At 43.2% G+C, this 21474-nt stretch carries 11 protein-coding genes; all 11 read right to left on the bottom strand.

All coding sequences use genetic code 11. From position 1 onward, the window contains the following. Positions 1-252 precede the first annotated feature (252 nt). The gene (locus LIZ66_RS11205) at positions 253-3129 is read right to left on the bottom strand and encodes a cobalamin-dependent protein (protein WP_330637265.1); all 2877 of its coding nucleotides are present in this window, start codon (positions 3127-3129) and stop codon (positions 253-255) included. Positions 3130-3465: 336 nt separating this feature from the next. Continuing rightward, a complete protein-coding gene (locus LIZ66_RS11195) occupies positions 3466-4002 on the bottom strand; it encodes a DUF2284 domain-containing protein (protein ID WP_195380070.1) in 537 nt (178 codons plus the stop codon). A gap of 278 nt (positions 4003-4280) precedes the next feature. Then, positions 4281-6251 carry an ASKHA domain-containing protein gene (locus LIZ66_RS11190; protein WP_195380071.1) on the bottom strand — a complete coding sequence of 657 codons (1971 nt, stop codon included), beginning with the start codon at positions 6249-6251 and terminating at the stop codon, positions 4281-4283. 49 nt (positions 6252-6300) lie between these two features. Continuing rightward, on the bottom strand, positions 6301-6705 hold the full coding sequence (locus LIZ66_RS11185) for an HI0074 family nucleotidyltransferase substrate-binding subunit (RefSeq protein ID WP_118577587.1): 405 nt from the start codon (positions 6703-6705) through the stop codon (positions 6301-6303). Beyond that, positions 6677-6985, bottom strand: a complete 309-nt coding sequence (locus tag LIZ66_RS11180; RefSeq protein ID WP_226814871.1) for a nucleotidyltransferase family protein — start codon at positions 6983-6985, stop codon at positions 6677-6679. Before LIZ66_RS11180 ends, LIZ66_RS11185 begins: the two co-directional genes overlap by 29 nt. A gap of 286 nt (positions 6986-7271) precedes the next feature. Next, on the bottom strand, positions 7272-10649 hold the full coding sequence (locus LIZ66_RS11175; protein WP_173715757.1) for a bifunctional diguanylate cyclase/phosphodiesterase: 3378 nt from the start codon (positions 10647-10649) through the stop codon (positions 7272-7274). A gap of 327 nt (positions 10650-10976) precedes the next feature. Further along, the gene (locus tag LIZ66_RS11170) at positions 10977-12017 is read right to left on the bottom strand and encodes an alpha/beta hydrolase (RefSeq protein WP_227200841.1); all 1041 of its coding nucleotides are present in this window, start codon (positions 12015-12017) and stop codon (positions 10977-10979) included. Positions 12018-12059: 42 nt separating this feature from the next. Beyond that, positions 12060-14684 carry a glycoside hydrolase family 2 TIM barrel-domain containing protein gene (locus LIZ66_RS11165; protein ID WP_227200840.1) on the bottom strand — a complete coding sequence of 875 codons (2625 nt, stop codon included), beginning with the start codon at positions 14682-14684 and terminating at the stop codon, positions 12060-12062. A 153-nt stretch (positions 14685-14837) separates the two neighbouring features. Next, positions 14838-16778 carry an alpha-L-rhamnosidase-related protein gene (locus LIZ66_RS11160; protein ID WP_227200839.1) on the bottom strand — a complete coding sequence of 647 codons (1941 nt, stop codon included), beginning with the start codon at positions 16776-16778 and terminating at the stop codon, positions 14838-14840. Between the two features lie 374 nt (positions 16779-17152). Next, complete coding sequence (locus tag LIZ66_RS11155; RefSeq protein ID WP_227200838.1) at positions 17153-18166, bottom strand: alpha/beta hydrolase; 1014 nt, start codon at positions 18164-18166, stop codon at positions 17153-17155. A 97-nt stretch (positions 18167-18263) separates the two neighbouring features. After that, on the bottom strand, positions 18264-21293 hold the full coding sequence (locus tag LIZ66_RS11150) for a beta-glucosidase (protein ID WP_227200837.1): 3030 nt from the start codon (positions 21291-21293) through the stop codon (positions 18264-18266). Positions 21294-21474 lie beyond the last annotated feature (181 nt).

The following is a 21474-nucleotide window of genomic DNA, read 5'->3' as shown; positions in this document are numbered from 1 at the left end:
TTTTAAAAAAACTTTTTCTTCTATTTTCTTCCTGTTACTTTATACTTTCTTATTGTTTTTTGTACTAATTGCACAAATATTATAATTATTCCTATTAGTTTTATATGAATTATTGCACGTTGTATATCTCATACAGACAACGCAAAGCGCCGACAGATTTACCTGCCGGCGCTTTGTGGTTTTTATTATGGAGTTAACAAAACAAACTTAATTTGAATATGGGTTGCTTCCATCAATAGGATTGCATATGTTTCAGCGTCCCAGAGACTCTACAAAAGTACCCTTCACATCGCTCCAGTTGCGGTCTGCATAATCAAGAAGATATGCAGCCTGCTCCATGGACATTTCCGGGAAAAGAAGGAAAAGACTGTGGGAGCCGTATTTCTTTACAATACGGTCTACGTTGCGGATCCAGTCTTCGAATTCTCCGGAATAAACCTTTACCCAGATAGATTTTCCTGCTGCGATAGCTTTGTCGTAGATCACATCCCAATCCGGAAGTGTTCCGTCCGGGCCGGCATCGCCGCTGGTCCACTGAAGAGCATCGATTCCATCAATTTCCATAAGGGCGTCCATATGCTTGATTGCAGCCGGTCCATCCAGATGGTAAAGTACATGGTCTACATTTTCAGACTGGGTACGTAAGGACGGCTGAATGTATTTCCGGAAGTCTTCCGGTGACATCATTGCGGAGAAGTCGCACTGGAGCTTCACAGTTCTGCCTGGTCCCCAGATCTGGAATACGGTGTATGCATTTCCGCCTTCTTCATCTTTAATGATATCATAGAAGCGGTCGTAATATTCATAGTAAATATCCGTTACCTCCTGGATTCTTTCTCCGATCATTTCCGGCTCATCCAGAAGGTCGAAGAGAATGTCCTGGGCTCCGCGAAGAGAAGCAAGAACGTCAATATTTTCCATAAGGTCAGGCATATCCACATAGAAGTCATCTCCGGCAAGTGCCTGGCAGTCTTTTGCAAGCTGAATGTGTTTCTTAAACCATTTATTCTCCGGATCAAAGGTCAGCTTCGGAACACCGTCCCAGCTGTCCAGACACTTATTGAACCATACAGTGTCTTCTTTGAATCCAATCTCAGATCCAAGATAAGAAGCAAGGGAACCTGGTCCAAAGTCGATATTCAGGTTCGGGAAGCTCTCACCAAGGAACGCATGGGTCTCACAGAAGTAACGGTAACGGTCAACGATTCTCTGAGGATTCTGGTATTTATCCTCCATGTCTTTCCATTTCAGTTCTTCCGGCATATTGTAATATTTGCCCTGGCAGATCTGATCCAGATAGCCACCCTCTACAGGAGTTCCATCGGAATACTGCTCTACCTCCGGTCTTCTTGCGATTACGCACATAAGCGGTCTTCCTGTGTTCTTATGTGCCCAGTAATTGCGGAATTTCTCTTTGGCAGCTTCCATGTTTACCTTGTAGCCTTCGCCTGGCTTCGGAAGCTGGATTTTGCTTAAATCTACTTCTTCTTTTACAAAATGCGGCTCAACCTGTATGGGCTTTCGAAGCCAGGAACCATTTTCTGTAAAAGTTTCCTCAGTTGCAATATTTTCCGCTGGTTTCGCGGTTTTTCCTGTCTCAGTAACTTCTTCACTATCCTTTGCAGGTGCCGGATCAAATTCTCCAGCCGCTGCCTTTGCACAGAAACCGGATTCTGCATATTTCTTCGCCTGCTCTGCCGCAGAGGCTGCATCCTCTGTGTATGCGTCTGCTCCGATCTCATCTGCAAACTCCTGACTGATCGGCGCACCGCCAACCATGATCTTAATCCTGCTTCTGAATGGCTGTTCCAGAAGTGCCGCCACAGTGTCACGAAGGGACGGCATTGTAGTGGTAAGAAGCGCAGAAAGTGCAACAATACTTGCTTCTTTGTGCTTATTTACCTCATCAATAAAAGTCTGGATCGGCACATCAACGCCAAGATCGATCACTTCGAAGCCGGCACTTTCAAACATCATTCCAACCAGATTTTTACCGATATCATGAAGATCTCCGGCAACAGTTCCAAGGATAATCGTTCCTGCACTTCCAGCCTCGCCAGTTGCAAGATATGGCTTCAGAACTTCCACACCAGCCTTCATAGCCCTGGCTGCTGCCAGCATCTGTGGTACGAAAATAATCTCTTTCTTAAAGTTCTCGCCAACCACTGCCATGGCGCCGATCATAGCGTCATTGAGGATTGCAGTCGGGTCGCAGCCTGCATCAAGTGCTTCCTGAACAGCCTGTCCGATTTCTTTATTTTTTCCATCCTGAGTTAATTTGAAAACCTTCTGCATTTTCTCATCAAGTGGAGAAGCAGGAACTGGCTGTGCAGCTTCTTCTGTGGCTTTATTTCCAAATTTACCAATGTAACCCAGGCAGTATTCATCACGCTCTAACAGTGCATTTGTGGCATAGATCATACCGATCATGTTCTTGTTGGTAGGATCTACGATGGCACTGTCCATACCGGCATTCATAGCGAGAACCATAAATGCCTGGTTAATATTTTTTCTCACCGGAAGTCCGAAGGAAATGTTGGAAAGTCCACTGGTGATATGGATTTCCGGATATTCGTATTTGATTCTTCTGCAGCAGTCTGCAAATACAGTCAGCGCAGTCTGGTCTGTTCCCAGGGTTACAACCAGTGGGTCAATATGTAAACGGCTTGGTGCAATGCCGTACTGTTTCGCTTTTTCCATAATTCCGAAGAAAATTTTCATACGACGCTCTACGGAATCCGGAATTCCATCATTGTCGCAGAGAAGGGCTACGCACTCCCAGTCTGTATCTGCGATCACTGGAAAAATCGTGTCAATTTTGTCTCCTTCAAGGGAAACAGAGTTAATAAGTCCCGGTCTTTTACAAAATGGAATGGCTGCAACACAGGATCTGGCACTTGGACTGTCCACACAGATTGGTGTATCTGTCACTTCCTGTACAAGGTCGATCATCCATTTCAAGGTTTCTACTTCTACAGCCTCTTCTACTGAGGCACATACGTCCAGAAATGTGGCTCCCGCTTCTGCCTGCATTCTGGCTCTTTCTCTGATCAGGTCCGCATCCTTCTCAGCGATGGCTTTTGCAACTGACGGAATGGATCCGTTCAGCTTCTCACCAATAATAATCATGGCATTTTCCCTCCAATATGAAATTGTAATTGCTACTGTTCACTCCGTGACCAGTAACTTGTAATTTTCCGTCACAATCTTCTCCGCAAGCTGTAACAGTTTCGTTCTCTCCGCTGCAAGTCCTCCGCTAAATGGACTTGCTTTTACAAATTCATTTTATATCAATTGGGGGAAATTCCTCTTCTGTTATTTTCTCATTCGATTATACTATCTTACTGTGAATAATTTCACAACTAAATGCATATGCAGGATTTCAGCGCAAAGCATCGTAAAATACTCACATATACAACTTTTCTTTGCGAAATATCTAACCACCTGCATTTCATCTTCCCAGTTTCACTTTAATAAATAACAGCTGGTATACGCAATCTTTCCAGGACCATAATAATAGTCAAGGTGGTTTGCCTGACAAACCTGCATGACCAGCATTCCATAGGCTTCCATTGAGGAAAAGGCCTGGTCCGGAAATCGGCAGGGGGCCTCCGGGCAGGTGCAGGTTTTGCATTTTGTGCAGCAGCCTGCGCCCATTGGAAGCATGTTCGGGTAAAATTTCCGCAGATCTTTTTCCAGGCTGTAAAAGGAGGCTTTGTGCGTAGCTTCTGTGCGCATCATGCCTTCCCCATCCATGGAATCCTCCAGCTGTCCCACTGTCTGTACCAGGATTCCAAGTTTATACTTTCTTACTCTTTGTTCGCATTCCTCCAGGGTTCCGCAGCCGGGCGGACAACTCCAGCATTTGTTGTATTTGTGACAGGAATCGGAGGCGCACATCTGGCGTACTTCTGGCTTTAGTTCAATGGTATCGCAGGCCAACGGAGCCACGTTGGTAAAACCGTGGGACAGGCATAGTTGTTTTAAGTCTTTGAAATTCATGTCTCTAATCCTTTTTAAATCATTATTATCCACAGATAATAATATACAAAAACATTTTATAATTCTCAGTCTTCTATTTTTATAAAATCAGCACTAAAATTTCCTGTAATAAACACGGAAATCGTTACTGTTCACTCCGTGACCAGTAACGCGCTTCGCGATGCACAGAAATCATGCATTCGCATGATTTCGCGCCGCAATTCTCGGGTTTTCTGTGAACTTTGTTCACAAAAAACACCTCGCGGAATATTACCAGTGAACAGTAACCGGAAATCTCTTTACCTTTCAAATCCCAGCTCATCTACGAAACAATCCTGAAATTCCGGGCAGGCCGCCAGTTCCAGAAATTCAATGCTCTGTACCGCTCTTTCGATCTCATGGCGCTCATTCTTATTTAGCAATGCAATCTTAGCACCTTCCCCAGCGATATTTCCCACACACTGTACTTTCTTCACAAAGCTCTCCGGGATCAGACCAATCCGGGCCGCATTTTCTGCATTCATATAATTGCCGAATCCACCAGCCAGATATACAGTCTGGATCTGGGATTCTTCTATGTTTCTTTTCTTTAATAAGAGTTGGATTCCAGCGGCAATGGCTGCTTTGGCAAGTTGAACCTCGCCAATGTCTTTCTGGGTAAGATAGACTCCGCAATCATTCTCGAAACGCGACTGCCCACTCCCATTTTTTTCGTTTCTCTGTAAACACTCCGTTTTCTCACTTTGCTCATCCTCTGACATATTCTGCCCACATTGGGAAAAACCAGTTTCTTGTGGTGGCACAAGCATAAACGTGTCTGCTCTTTCCTGCCCGCTGTGAAGAATTCCATTCTCATCCAGCAAACCAACTCGCAGAAGTTCTGCCACCAGATCAATCAGCCCGGAACCGCATAGGCCTGCAGGCTTCTCACCGCCAATTGTGGTATACTGCCATTTTCCATCTTCATATTTTACATGATCAATAGCTCCCGGAAGCCCCCGCATTCCGCACTGGATCTTCGCCCCTTCAAAGGCTGGGCCAGATGCCGCGGAGCAGGCTGCCAGGCCATATTTATTTCCAAGGATCATCTCTGTGTTAGTTCCGATATCCAGCATTAAAGTTATTTCATCCTTCAAATCCTGTCGAAGAGCCAGAAGACAGCCACTGGTGTCTGCGCCTATGTATCCGGCGATATTCGGAAGAAGGAGCAACTGGCCTTTTGGGTGGATGTGAATACCATAATCAGCTGCGCGCAAAGTAAGGGACTGACTGATTGCAGGCGTATATGGCGCATGTGCCAAAGAAGCCGGGTAAATTCCAAGAAACAGGTGGTGCATACAGGTGTTTCCAACAAGACTTACCTGATAGATATCTTCCACTCCAGGCATCCATTCAGCGCTTTTCGTCTTGCCATTGACAGTTTGATCATTCACTTTTTTCCTTCCACTTGCTATTTTGGGAGCTTTTTGAGTTTTTACAATAAGACTTTCCAGTATTTTATTTATTGTCTTCTGCACGCACTTGCTCAGCGTTTCTGTGCCATGTTCCAGCGCATAATTGGCTCTTTGAATTACGTCTCCGCCATACTGCATCTGAGGATTCATTCTACTTTCTACTGCCAAGTTTTCCCCAGTTCTACCATCCAGAAGATACCCCACAATTGTAGTCGTTCCAAGGTCGATTGCCGCAGTAAAAATCTCATCACCTTTTTCACCACTACTATTCACTCCATGGACAGAATCTTCATGGACGCCAACAATTGGTCTTAAATCAAGGATTTCTTCATCTGTATAGGCTACTTGCCACTCTGGATTGAAGCTTCGTTTTTCATAGAGACTTCCGGCAAGTTTTACATCTGTTTTTATACACCCATAATCTACATCTGACGTTCTTTTATTGTCTGAGATTCCATATACGTCTTCCACCAGCCGCTCCCACTCTGACTTTTTTTCCCCAGTCTCCGGCTTCTCCAGCCACACTGTTTTCACCTGCAATTCCGGCTGGAAATTCACCTTTCTGGAAAATCCTTCGCTCAAAATTTTACCTCTATTTTTCTTCCCGGGAATCTCCACCTGACAGTCCTTTTCCACCTTCGTCTGACACGCCAGCACCGGCTTTCCATCCACCTTCACCAGACATTTCCCGCAGGTTCCCTGCCCCCCACAAGGCGCATCCGGCGCAAGCCCCGCCCGAATCTCTGCCTCCAGCACGCTGATTCCCACCGGAACCTCTATACTAATCTCTTCCCTCACAAAATACACCTTAGCCATAACCCAAACTCCCTAAAAACAACCGACCGGGCATGCCCCGGTCGATGTATTATTCTTTCAGCAATTTTTCAACAGCCTTTTTGAAATCATATAATTTATCAATATACACATGAACAATTGTCCCGCAATGTTCTTTCACAATCACTCCATCATAGTCGTGTGCAAGCTGATTTCTTACTTTCAGCATATCCATCCACTCATCACCAGTAATCAGATTCGCCTGAAATGATTCTCTGAGAACTTCTCTTGGTGAGCCAGTGACAAATCCAGTTATTGCATAATACTGTACCAGAATATCTTTCATAACCTTCCACGCCAAGTCAAATGTAATACTGAATTTAGCACTGGTTCCACTAAGTACAAAAGAATCTGACAAATCACGCTGTTTCGCCTCCGCCAGAGAGTCCAGTGAATTTCTAAACGACTCAAATCTTCTTATAAATTTCTCGTCCATATTGTTTTATATCCTCCAACAACAGCTGATTCTGACAAGTATCAAGATCAACCAGATCAATTGTGTACAATGTTGGAATCTCTTCTAAATTCTCCTGCAAATCAAGAATTTCGTGTGAAGCGACTCCAGACACTGCAATGTCAATATCGCTCCGCTCTGTCGCAGTTCCCTTTGCCCGGGATCCATACAGAATTATCTTCTGTGCCCCATACAATCTGCACCGTTGTATAATTTCTGTCATGACCTCATCAACGCGCATAGTTTCCCCCATTTCACTCATAAAACTAATTTCATTATAGGTTAAATCCCACGCAACGTCAATTTGCAAAATCTATCTAATTTATTGCCATCAACATCCAGTATCAAATTATCTCTATCATTTTTTCCATTTTCTCACTCATTTCCTAACTGCTTATCACTGATATTTTTTCAAGTTTTTAAAATGTATTTTTAAAACTTTTGTATTTTACATTTTTTTAATTTTATGTGCTGTAGCAGATTATTTTATACACACATAAAAAGAATCCGGCACAAAGCATTTTTATACACTTTGTACCGGATTTCTCTTATTTTTCTTGTACAAATTTTCTCACAAACTCTTCATACCCACAAGGCTTCCCCCAGAAATATCCCTGTGTGAATTCCGGGCACAGCTTTCGGATTTTGAGCCATTCCTGGGCACTTTCTATACCTTCGATACAAATCTTCATATCCAGATTATGAATCATGGTGCAAAACTGATTCAGAAGATAATATTCCTGCTCATCTGCAACTGCTTTCGCAGTGAAAGAACGGTCGATCTTAATGATCTCTGGTTTCAGCTCGCTGAGATAATGGAAGTTCGAGTAGCCGGTTCCAAAGTCATCCAGCGCCAGACTGATTCCCATTCGCTTCAGTTCTGTGAGAAAATGCTTCTCATTTATATTTTGTTCCAGAAGATCGCTCTCTGTCAATTCCACGATCACCGCTTCCAGCGGCAGCCCTGTCCTTTTCATTTCTGCACTGATATCCTGAATCACATCAGACTTAGAGGCCTGTACCTGGGAAATATTAATACTCATCCGGAACCCTGAAAGTATCTTCCTGATCTCACTGCATTTTCCCATAGCCTCTTTCATCATCCAGCGGCCAGCAGGAATAATCAGACCTGTTTCTTCCAGAATGGGAATGAACTCCGCCGGTGAAATCATTCCGAATTTTTCAGAGGTAAAACGCATTAAAGCTTCTGCTCCATAAGGCACTTTTTTGTCTTCAGCAAATACAGGCTGGTAAAAAGCTGTAAAGCCCTGAAATCCATTGATCACAGCTTCCCGCAGTTCCTGGGTGATCTCCCTTTTCCGAAGAAATTTTCTGTAGGTTTCCCCATTAAATATATAACAACGGTTTCTTCCCAGCTTCTTCGCCTCATTCAGGGCAAAATCCGTCAGCTTCAATGCTTCTGAACACTGATTTCCCTTTAATGCCGCAAATGGTACAATTCCTCCTGAAACCGTATACATGACTTTAAATTCATTGGTTTCAATAAATCTGTCTATTGCCTCTCTCACTTTATCATAAAGCTTATCCGCATCCTTCGCTTCGTCAGAAGCAACATCCAGAATCAGAAATTCATCTGCCACAAGCTTGTACACCTTCTGTCCTTCTGATGTACAGCCTGAAATACACTCCGCCGTTTTCTTAAGTACAAAGTCACCGTACTCCTGTCCGAAGTTATCATTGATTTCCTTAAAATGATCGATTCCTATACGAAGCAGATATCCTGTCTCCAAAGGAGTATCCAGCTGGTTCATATACTCCCGGAAACCAGACTCTCCCAATAGTCCGCTTACATTATCTGCCTTCTGTCTCTTTCCAATTTCGTTCACACAACCAATCATATAAAGAGGTTTCATGTTATCGTCACGGACCAGATACCCTTTGCAATGAATCCAGATCGGCTTTTTTTTCAGATCCAGCCAACGATATTCCATGCTATGGGTGCAGCGGTCTGTTTCCAGAAGATCATCAAATTCCGCTTTCAGTTTTTCATAATCCGGTGCATATACAAATTCCTTATGCTTCGAAATTACATTATGAAAACCATTTTTGGGAATACAGAAGCGTTCAAGAGCCTGATTTGCTATGTAATAAAAATCCGACCGAAAGTCAACCACATATGGGTAATTATCTGTAGTCGGACTAAGAAGATCGATCACACTGCAAAGCTCATCCACAGACATGCTCTGAAACTTTTTCTCCTGCAGGATCACCTCATCTGTGATCTCCTCTGTCGACTGCTTACTCATACGGGAGAGCAGATTGTCCAGACCTGCTGACCGTGCCACCTTCTTTCTGCGCTTCTGACGGTACAGCATGGTATCACTTCGTCTTACAATATCCTTAAAGTCAAAATCTATATCAGGCTGATAATAAGCATATCCGGCTGACATGCTGAGTGGATACTCCAGCTTGTTCGTTTCCGCTGTTTTTTTCAAAATCAGCTCCAGCGCCTTCAGCCGTTCCGGAATCATATCCTTCTCATCGCTATGATATACATATGCAAACTCATCGCCGCCAATCCGAAAACAGTTCTTTACATTCTGAAATGCCTGACTGATACACTGATAGCATAGCTTCAGCGCTTCGTCTCCCTTTTCATGCCCAAAATTGTCATTGATCACTTTCAGATTATCCAGATCAAACAGAACTACACCTGTTGTACGAAGTTTAATATCACTTTCCTCCAGATATTTCACCATGTCCTCGTAAGCGTTTCGGTTCATGGCCTCTGTGAGCATATCCATGTTGGCTATTTTCTGCAGATAGATCACCTTTTGTTTCTGGATGTATTGATCGTAATATTGGGAAACCTGGATCCAGATCAGCATAATGATAAACAGCAGGGTTCCTATGGGAAGCAAAATGGATGTCTGTTGAAATTTTCTCAAATAATAAAGGAACATTTCTACCATTCCGAATACTATGAGCACACACATAGGATACTGGAATTTCTTGGCTTCATCGTTGCCTTCTTTTCTGGCCTCGTAAAGAATGAGGGCAACTGTGTAAACTGCATTGGCAACCATAATAACATGGGTTGCGGGAAGCAGCCGGAATATATCAATAATTCCCGTACACTGAAGCAGAACGTCAGCTGCCATATTCGCAAGATAAAGAATGGGAAAAATCAATGCACCTTTGTGGTATCTGCTTTTGCAGATATCATATAGCAGAAAATTAAAGGGTACCGGGAAAAGGAAGAATGAAAAATAATCTACAAAATACAAAGTTCTTCCATCCGGAATCAAAAACTGCAGGAATCCACATTGTGCCAGTGTCCATACTGCAATCAGCAATGAGAAAAATCCAAGGTTTAAAAAGACCTCTATCTTCGTTTCTGTCTTGTCTCTTCTTTTTCTTCGCACTGCTCCCAAATAAAGCAGCAGGCAGATGATGCTTGCAAACAGGATCCCGCAGCTGAGCAACAGGGTTTTAAAGCTGTCCATTAAAATTTTCAGAACGCAATTGCCCCGTGTTCCGTATACAATGCTGACTTCATTTCCATAATAGTTGTCATATACTGGAATAATTCTGACCTCAAGACTTTTACCAGCGCTGTCTTCCGGAATATTCACAATGTGCCAGCAGCTTCCCGGTGACTTCATAAAGCTGGGAGCATCTTCTTCATTTCCGTATTCGTATATTTTTTCTCCGTCCAGCCACACTTCTGCAATGGTGTGTGTGGTTTTAAATAAGATTGATCTGGGATCATCGAAGTCTTCGGGCAGAGCAATATTCTCTGATTTGATTTCTCCATCTGTCAGTTTTTTTGTTTCAAACCTAATCGTATTATCCCAGAGCAATTTTTCCCTGGCTGTACTCTGACTGAATATCCAACCTGAAAAACCAATTGCAAACAATCCAAATACGAACAGAGTGATCCATAGTTTTTTTTCTATTTTCATAGTTTCTCCCTACTATATAAAATAGCACTGCTCACTAAGTGCACAATGATCACCTTGTGCTGCAATTCTGTGCAAAATTTACCCGCACAGAATATTACCTGTAAACAATGACTTACAACTCATCAAAAGATATATATAGACAGCATATCAAACCCATTTAGCTTTTTCAAGGTTTTGACAGATTTTGTTAAAACCTTTTTATTTGAGGGCAAAAAAATATCTGACGGGGCAATTCTGCCCTGTGCCAGATATTTTCTTCGTTTCTGTCAGCTTATGTGTCTGCCGATTCTCCGGTAATCACGCTCATATTAATGTATGCGACTTCCCTTATGCAAATTTCTCATCCAGATATTCTTTCAGGATTCCCAGATTTTCATCACTGTACAGCTGATCTGCCGCATGCTTATAATTATGAAAAAGCTTAAATTCCACCTTATCTGTCCCAACAATTCTTGTAAGCAGTGCATTCAGTCTCTCAGACTGCAGATACGGAACATCTAAATCCGCATCACCATGCCAGATCAATATATCCGGGCTGTTTTTCTCCGTAAGATTTTTCTCAATATAATATAATGGACTATAATTGTTTTTCTCATCCTCAGTAAGAGTTTTTACATCCTTGCGCATCCAATAAGATTCTACATCTTCGTAGCCGGTATCTTTAATTGCTCCCTGAAGCCACAGGCTGGCCGCCCAGCGGACAATTTTGGGGATCCTAAGCTCCCTGTAATCATCTTCCATGGTTCCGAATTCCACACAGCCGTAATAGTCCAGGATCACCTGCACTTCACTGGAAACAGGATGGTTCTCATCTTCTCCGATAAATGGAACACTATTAAATTCCTCATCATTGGAAGCGCCACAGATCACAGATAAATAGCCTCCAGCTGACTCTCCCCAGATTGCAAAACGCTCCGGATCGTATCCATATTTCTCTGCATTTGCACGAAGAAAACGGATTGCTGATTTCACATCTTCCACACCTGCCGGAAAGGCTGCTTCCTGGGCAAGACGATAGTTAACGGATGCACATGCATATCCATGATCGCGGAAATAGCGGTACATCAGCTGCGCCTGACGGGACTGGCTGTCATTGTATACAAAGCCGCCCCCATGTACCAGTATGATCAAAGGCATAGGTTTTTCACTGTCCGGCACATACAGATCCAGATAGTCATTTTCGGAAGCCTCAGAATATGGCAGCTTCTCATAAGCTTTTCCTCCGTTCCATTTGGAAGAATCATCTAATTTCACTGATGGAGAGTATACATTATGAAAAACCACACGGACAGCTTCATGATTGTAACCGAGAATACCAGCTACAACAGCAAGACAAATTCCCCCTATGATAAAACCTTTTTTCTTCATTTTTTCAACCTCTTTTCTACCTTAAATCATAAGCCTTTCACTTCATTCACATGGAATTTCTGCCACATAAAACCGTTCTTCATCTGCCACTGTAACCTTCACCGGTCCGTTTCCATCTGCCTGTACAACTGCCATCGCCTCACCATAATAAGTCGCCACAGTATGGTCCGTGTAATTCCCTTTTACATACGGAGCCGGGCTTCCAAGCCCCTTCAGGACACCATTTTCTACCGTTACTTTTATGTTATGTTTCTCCATTGGTTTCCAGATTCCCTTGCTATCTGTGTATTGCAGTTGAATAAATGCAAGGCCTTCCGGCTTCACGGTTTTCTCCTCTGGGCGCACCTGAAGAACCGTATCTTTTCCTGCTGTCTGTAAGGAATAACGGTTGATTTCTTTTCCGTTTTCATCGTAAGAAACCGCCGTTATCTCCCCATCCTGATAGGTGGTATTAAAGTTTGCACGGCATTTTTTCACTTTCTTTTTACCAACACTTTTGCCATTGATAAACAGCTCAACCTGTGCAGCCCTTGCATAAACTTCTACCTTCGCCGGTTCTCCGTTACAGCCATCCCATGCCCAGCTTTCCAGAGCTTTTGTCAGCTGCCAGCCAGTAAGACGAAGCTTTTCTTTCTGGTAAACAGGATCAACTGCAATAAACGGACCTGTTTCTCTTTCAAAAGCGACTCTGGTATATGCAGCCTCTGCACGCGGTTTTCCGTTCAGGTCAATTCGGCCGTTTCCACCTGTCATTCTCGTGGCGGGATCTTCAAATTTATAGTCAGAATACTCTGCTGCACCATCCCCGACTTCTCCGATATAATCCCATCCTGCCCACACAAAATCACCGATAATCCGTTTGTTTTTCTTGGCAATTTCCCAGAAACTATACGCATCCTTACAGAAGGTTTCGCTTCCCAGAATCAGACGGTTCGGGTACTTTTTCAGGTCATGCTTGTAGCGGAAAATACCGTAGTTATAACCTGCGATATCCATGTTTGCGTAGGCATCCTTCGTCCTTAAATCGCATGGATAAAGGGTAGCACCGCACTTCATAAAGTAGTCTCCAACCAGACAGGCAAGAGTATTATAGAACTCGCTTCCTACTGGTTTTTTCTTCTTTTCCGGCTTGGTACTGCCTAATCCTTTTTTTCCATTTTCTGTGGCTTTATTTACTGTCTTTTTACCACTTTTAACTACTTTTTTCTCATTCTTTCCAGTTGCCTGAGCGGCATTTTTCTCTGCATTTCCAGCGCTCTTTTCTGCCTTATCATCGCTGTAAACACCAAGTCCTATGGAGCTTAAGAAGTTGAAGAAAATGTTGATTCCGCAGGTAACAGGACGGGTTGAATCCAGGCTGTGAAGGAAGTTTGTCATATCACCGGTGAGGGCAATTCCCTTCTTCTGGGCGGTCTCTGCAACCTCATTTCCGGTGGAGTACATGATCACACTTGGATGGTTGTAATCCTTATCAACCATGTCTTTTAAATCCTGTTTCCACCAGTCCGCAAGCTGTCCTGCATAGTCATATTTAGTTTTATGAATGTACCACACATCCACATATTCATCCATCATCAGCATTCCCACACGGTCACAGGCATCCAGAAGTGCCTTAGAGCAAGGATAATGTGCAGAGCGGACTGCATTGTATCCATTTTCTTTGAGAATACGCATTTTACGTTCTTCTGCTTCCGGATAAGTACATGCACCAAGCACACCATTGTCATGATGGAAGCAGGCTCCGCGAAGAATCACACGCTCTCCGTTAATGGTCATTCCCACCTGCGGGTTCCAGATCAGCTCGCGGATTCCGAAAGTTTCGATTACTTCGTCTTCACCGAAAACTGCTTTACAGGTATAAAGATTCGGGTGCTCTGTATCCCAGAGCTTTGCGTTTGGAACGTCCAGCTGGAAGATGGCCTGGTATTCTGCTGCCTGATTATTTTTTTCTGCTTCCACCTGCACCAATTCACTCTTCTGACCATTTTCTCCAGTCTGTACTGATCCATTTGGCTGCATGTTTTTATTATCTGATGATATTATTCTGTCATTGTTTACATTCCCTATTTTTGTACTTTCACCAATTACTCTAAGTACTTTAGAGCCCTCAAACTCAATCTTCAGGGAAACCTCTCCCGGCGCAGAAGTCTTTACAACAACCTCAATTTTTGCCGGATCATAACTCAGAGTACGGATTTTCACACCATTTACCGGAATATATTTCTCCCCTGCAACATGCAGATAAGCCGGACGGTAAATACCGGTTCCTGAATACCAACGGCTGTTTGGCTGGTCAGCATTGCGCGCAATGACTTTGATCTCATTCTCTTTTCCATACTGGAAAAAGCCCTCTGTATCCACATAAAAATTGGTATAACCATAAGGACGGTAAGCCGCCTTTTTCCCATTTATGTAAACTTCGCCATTGTGGTAAATCCCCTCGAATTCAATGAGGACTTTCTTATCTTTATACTCCTCTGGCACAAAGAAATTCTTAGTATATTCGTAATCTCCACCAATATACCATCCAACATTTCCCTCGCCGGTACTCTCCTGAGTACGCGGCTCACTCAGCATTGCATCATGTGGCAAAGTCACCGGATAAGCTTCCTCATCCCGGGTAAGACACCTGCATATCCAATCCTTGTTAAAATCAATTTTCTGCATACAGTAAACTGCTCCTTTCTGAAATCTCTGTCCTTAAACCAACTACTTTTTCGGCATTCTCAATCTGTTAACAGTTTACTGCTTTTTCCTATCTCTGTGGAAGAATTAGCGTGAACAGTCCTTTTTTTAACGCTAATAACAGCCCACAGAACTTTATAAATCAAGTCTGTGAGCTGCCTTCTCTACCTTCAGCTCGTTCCCATCCCACACAATATGTACCTGTCCCTCAGCAACAGGCAATGTACAATCAAAGCTGTCGAAAAACTCAGTATGCGGTTCTACCACAAATTCTTTTCCGCCGACTCCAGTAAATTTCAGCCCCATGAAATACTTCGCCAGGAAATAGATCGGGCTTGCAGCCCAGGCATGGCAGAGACTTTTTCCAAAGCGGTCGCCGTACATATCGTACTGAGTTTCTACTGGTGCCTCCGGGTCAAACTCTTCCCAGAAGGTAACTGCACCGCGGTCCAGCATACCGCCCCAGTAATTGCGAATCTTATTTAGTACAAATTCCAGATTTCCGGTCTGGCAGAGCATATCCAGTTCAAAGAAGTTGAAATACGGAGTTGTAATTGCCGGAATTGCATCATTCTTAATTACATTTGCCAGAATTTTCTCCTGCTCTTCTTGTGTTGCAATGTGAAAAAGAATTGCAAAAATATTGGCATGACGGGTCACATTTCTCTTACCGGATTCAAAGGAATCAATAAATGCGCCTTTCTCCTGATCCCAGTATAATTTACGGATCTGCCCGATCAGTTTCTCATATTTCTCCATGTATTCCGGATTTTCTTCTCCAAGAGCCGCACTCACTTTCGCCATGGTCTGCCAGCATGCTGCGAACAGCATCTGCTCTGCACAAAGGGCACCAGTCTTATCCATGTCAGCCCAGTCAATGTAGATCCAGTCATTTTCACGACCTACAAGAAATCCGTTTTCATCCAGCTGACCCTCACAGAACTCCATAAGGGAGCACATTTTCGGATAAACCTGGCGGACAAATTCCAGGTCACCATATGCCTCATAATGATAAAGCACGCCCAGGATCCAGAACAGGGAATAGTCCATGATGGTATTGATATGTCTTGTCATAGGATCATTTCCACGTAGTGCTAAAAGAGTTCTCTGGTCAATATCAGGATCTGCCAGCAGATACTGATTTACAAAAAAGCTCTGGTAGGCGTCTCCAGACCAGATCCATTTGTCACGTTTCACCCCATCCAGGAAAAAGATACCGCTGCAAAGACGGAAGGTATGCTCCGCCACCTCCCAGATTTTATTTAGTTTCTCATCATTACACTTAAAGGAAGCGCGTTTCGGGAAATCTACATACTGATAGAATGCTGTGATTTCCACATCTTCGGCTTTGCAATTCGGAATGAATGCAAAACGGACTGCACAGCATGGGCATCGATTTGTAACCGGATTCGGCTGCCAGCTGTAGTAGCAGTGCTCAAGGTCAAGAGCTTCGTCCTCAGATTCACCGCAAAAAACCTCTAAATCCTCATCTTCGCTTGTACTGTCAACACAATTACTGCGTTTACTTTTCACATAAACCGCCGCCGTCAGTTCCGTCGCAAACTCTGCCAGCACGCCACCGTTTATCTCGCTGATTTTCACCGGCTTGCACTCTTTTTCTGTATATTCCCACACAGTAGGATTCTGTCCCGGCTTGGTAAAATACTTACACACTCCAACCGGCACTAATGGCTGGGAATAATCCTCTGCCTTCCATGTTTTATCAGAATGGATCACCTCACCCTGCACATAAGCGCAAGGAAATGCCTCCACACAGCCTGCATGAATAGAGATCCGCACCTTTCCAGGTGCTACTGTAATCTTCTTTCCAAATGGATATTTCTTCTCCCCATTCTCCCTGGTTACAAGCACATGACCAATCGCATTGGAAAATACAGTAAAACTGGTCTCCTGCTCCAATTCATAAGTCCGGCGGAAAGCCACACGGTTGCGGAAGCCCTCACTCTTCCAAAATGCCGGCCATCCAAAACCTCTCTCCACACGGCTGAAATTCTGCTTCATGGCATGATATAATTCAAAATCTCCCGGATACCAGATCCAAAATGTATGTTCCATTTCTGTTTTCCTCCCGTAAATTATTGCTGTTCACAATCTTTGAACAATAACCAATTCTCATTTCTTGTAAATCTACTCATAATTTAACTATAGTATAAAATGAATTTCTCCAGGAGTCCACAACATCCCACGTTTAAAAAGCTACAGATTACGCTTTCGTATCTGGTTACGGCTGGTGAATTAAAAAAAGAAGGGCGCGGAAAAAGCACGTGCTATTTCAGGTTAAATTAATCTACCACGCGCAGAACGTTCTGATTTTTATACAAACAAAGAAGGCGCAACTTAAAAACAAACTTTTAAGTCGCACCTTTTTTGTTTGCATCATTACATTAAAAATGAAAGCTTTTTTCTTTGGCATAATAGTACAGACATCATCAGAAAAACACCTTCAACGAATTATACAAATCTGCGATCCAGCAATTATACGCATGACCGCCCTCTTGGAATACGACCCAAGCTACATTTTTATCCAGTGAAAATCGCTCTGGCATCTTTTCCAATACTTCATCCAGAAACTCCTCATGATTTTCCAACGAAAAATCGTCCGTTCCATTTCCATTGTACCAATATTTAAAGTCATATTTTTTGTATTCATCTGATTCCAGAATCTTTTTAAATTCTTCCACATCTGCCCAAGCCCCTGAATAAGAACCAATATAGGCAAAAAGATCTGCACAATGCATCATACCGGAATTTACCGTTGTTTTTGAGCCTCTGGAAAGGCCTGCAAAGCCTCTGTGATCTCTGGTATTCTGCAGATTTTCCTCACTTACATTTTTTTGCGCATAAGTAGAGTATTCTGACTCTACCAACGGAATAATGTCATTTCTTAATTCTTTCCAGAAATACATTGGCCACTGGTCGGCATAAGGATCTTTTTCCGTGTCAAACAGTTCTGTCGGTTCCATATCCCGGTACCCCATAGACACAACCGGGGAATAGTAAGTTGGAGATACTACAATGACCGGTTTGCATTCTTTCCTTTGAATCATATTGTCCAAAACATTGCAGGTTATTCTTCCAGTAGAGCTGTCCCCAATCCAGTAATCTTCAAATCCTCCCGTTCCATGGAGCAGATAAAGAACATCATATTCTTTATTGTCATCATAGCCATAAGGAAGATAAACATTCATAGATTTCTCAACCATTATATCGCTTTCCCCGGTCACTGCTTCCAGCGCATAGGAATGGCAGGTATATCTTAAAGTTTCTACTGTTCCTTTTTCACTGCATTCTTCTGCATAGAACGAGTCCAGAGGAATGCTCCTTACAAATTCTTCCTCTTTTCCATACACATTTCTCCCGATACTTTCATCTTGCGCATAAACATAACTGCAACAGGTTATCAAAAATGTCAGATACAGAAAACACCTTACAACTCTCTTCATTCGTACGCCAGCTCCCTTCTCCCGCATATATTTATGAGTAATGTCCTCCAAAAAAGGCCGGCATATTTCTCTATGCCAGCCCTTTTTCTCCCAAAGCTTATTCTACCGTAATTTCAACTTTTTTCATTTTCTTTCTCTTCTTAAGCGCATGTACCAGAACAAGAATTGCAATCGCGCCGATTACGATTCCGGCAGTCACATTCACTTTCATAAACAGCTTATCCATGTTGGATTTGCCTCCAACCGGATTTTCATCACCAGCATACGCACCACTGTTTACAATCGTGTACATAATGTTCTTGCATGCCTGACGCATTGCCAGTGTGCCTGTTGCACTCTGGTTCGGGAACTGGTTGGACTCGGAATTGCCATAACCAAGCATCAGGTCATTTCCGTTTCTTACACAATTCTCGGAAATCATGTAGCCATAGGATCCGTCATAGTCTGTGATAGTCATGCCCTGGAAGCCCCACTCATCACGAAGAACGGTCTGAAGCAGGTCAGAGTTTGCACAAGCCGGAACGCTTCCAAGCCAGTTATAGGATGTCATCACAGCCATAGAACCGCCCTCTAAGCCTTTAATACAAATTTCAAACGGTTTCAGGTAAATTTCTCTCATTGCCTGCTCAGAAACAAAGGTAAGCAGGAAGGATTCACGGTTTGTCTCCTGATCGTTTACTGCGAAATGCTTAACATATGGGTATACACCCTTACTTACTGCACCATTTACCTGGTTCATAGCCAGATATCCGGCAAGTACGCCGTCTTCAGAATAATACTCGAAGTTACGTCCTGCAAATGCGGAACGATGTGTGTTCATAGCAGGTCCGTACCATCCATAATTCTTAACATCTGAGAACTCCTGCCCCATAGATTCTCCAACCTCACGGGCAAGGTCCTTATTCCAGGTCTGTGCAAGCAGCACCTCTGTTGGGTAAGAAGTACCATATGTCTTAGTTACAAAGTTGTTCAGACCTGCAGGTCCGTCACAGTCTGAGGTTGCAATCTTACCAACAGAAGAAACTTCTGCGGTCTGCCATCCGCCTACGTTGATCATTGTGGTCATATCTTCATAGGTAAGCTGGTCAAGAAGCTCATCCCATTTCGCATCATTGTAGTCCACACCCTTCAAATCGAAAAGTGTCAGTCCATTGTCAGCGCCCATGGTCGGCATCTCATCATCTACATTATCATACTTGCTGCTGTCATAAATGCCAAATGTGTTTGCTTCTACTTCTGCACGAAGCTCATCAGACATCTGTGCTGCTTCTGCTGTAGGTGCAGCCCAGGAAGCTCCGGCATTCTTGAAGCCGTCTGCTCTGGAAAGCTGGATGAAGTCACCCTGTGTATAATCTTCAAATACGTTTACCGGAGCAGTTTTGTCTGTAGAGCGTCCCTCTGTGCTGTAATCGATGTCCTCATCTACGGTAAAGGTTTCTTCTGCAATTACAGTGTGGGAATCAGAACGAACTGAAATTGTATATTCGCCTGCTTCCAGGATATATCCGCCGCCAGCTACCTTGATCTCATCAGAATCATAGGAAGCCATATCCTCTTTTGCAATCTCGAAGGAAAGTGTCTGGGATTTTCCCGGCTCAAGTGTTTCTGTTTTCTCAAACTGAACAAGGTTTACAGATGCTTTTTCAATACCGCCGTTTGTGTAAGGAGGAGTATAGTAAACTTCTACTACATCTTTTCCGGCAACATCACCTGTATTGGTTACTTCAACATCAAAGGAAACGGTATCCCCATTGTCCTTGAAGTTTGTCATTGTCTTATCAAAGCTTGTGTAGCTTAAACCATATCCAAACGGATACTGCACGCTGCTTTCGTAGTCGATCAGACCTTCCTCGGCAGCTGTTTCATAGAATTTATAACCAACATAAATTCCCTCTACATAATTTACGAAAGAAACATTTCCCTTGTAGGAAGAATCTGCTGCAAGTGCCTGTGCTTTCAGATCATCTACGTTTGTGTATGGGAAGTTTCCGATATTGTTAATGTAGTGTGTGGAAAGCAGATTCTTAACATAAGTGTCTGCTGTTTTTCCGGATGGGTTTACAGTACCATTCAGGATTTCACCAAGTGCTGTGAAACCAGTCTCTCCAGCTCCAGGAGCAAGAATAACAGATTTAATCTGCTCATAGTTATCAACCCAGCCAAGCTCCATTGTATTGTTTGCATTAATTACAACGATTACATTGTCAAATTCGGAGCAAACCTTTTCAATCAACTGTTCTTCTGTTACAGAAGGCTCCAGATAAGACTCACCCTCTTCAAAATCATCATAGGAACCGTTGTTTGTATAGGTTGCATTCATGTAACGCCAGTTTGCAGGCGCATTGGAGGTTGCAAGTCCCTGATTGTAAGTGCCGTTGATAACAGCGCTCATGTTGGTAGGAAGGTCTGCCCCCTCACCGCCAGGACGTCCAAGTACAACCATTGCGGTATCGGAGAAGTCTTTTGCTTCGTTCATGATATCGTCTGTGTAATGCTTCATGTTTGGCTCCGGCAGTGACCAGTCCTGAGCGGACATGGAAATGGTCGGACGCTCTGCACAGTATTCTGTGTACATATTGGAAAGTGTTTCATTTGTTTTATATCCTGCATCCTGAAGAGACTGCAGAATGCTCACGTTTCCATCAGAATGAGATCCGGCAGAACCGGTTCCGCCATAGATTGGGCAGGTGGAATCCCAGCCAAATACATTCAGGTTTGTTACATCAGAAGATAACGGAAGAAGACCATCGTTCTTTACAAGAACCATACCTTCTTCTCCTACTTTTTCAATTGTGTCTTTACTTTGCTGGATTGTCTCCTCAGAGAATTCTGCTTTTGATGCGTTCAGGAAACCTGAAACGTTTGCATACATCGGACCATAGCAAATTGAATTCACAATGATCAGAATAGCAGTAAGAAATGCCATAAATGCTTCAAGACGAACTGCACAACGAAATCCCTTTTTCGCAAAGTGAGCAAGGAACATCACAGCTACCAATACAACAACTGCGGCAATAATTGCATAAATATAGCCTTCCAGCTGTGTAAGGTAAGAGATGAGATCTGCTTCACTAACGCCGAGATTGTACAGTGTTGGTCCAAGAAGTTTTACTAATAAATCAACCATTTTTCTCCTCCTTCTTTTTATCCACGCGACCATAAAAATATGGCTCATTGGCGGTTGTTTCTTTTAACTCGAATTTTACCATAAATTCGTATTGTATAGGACTTTACTTCACAAATTGTTGTGTTTTTGCATGAATTGTCTATGACAGCCAGCCAAACGCCTACTTTTCGTTTGATCTCTT

It is taken from the genome of Blautia faecis (genome assembly GCF_020554845.1).
GTDB lineage: Bacteria > Bacillota > Clostridia > Lachnospirales > Lachnospiraceae > Blautia_A > Blautia_A faecis.
This window is presented reverse-complemented; position numbering and strand designations above follow the sequence as displayed.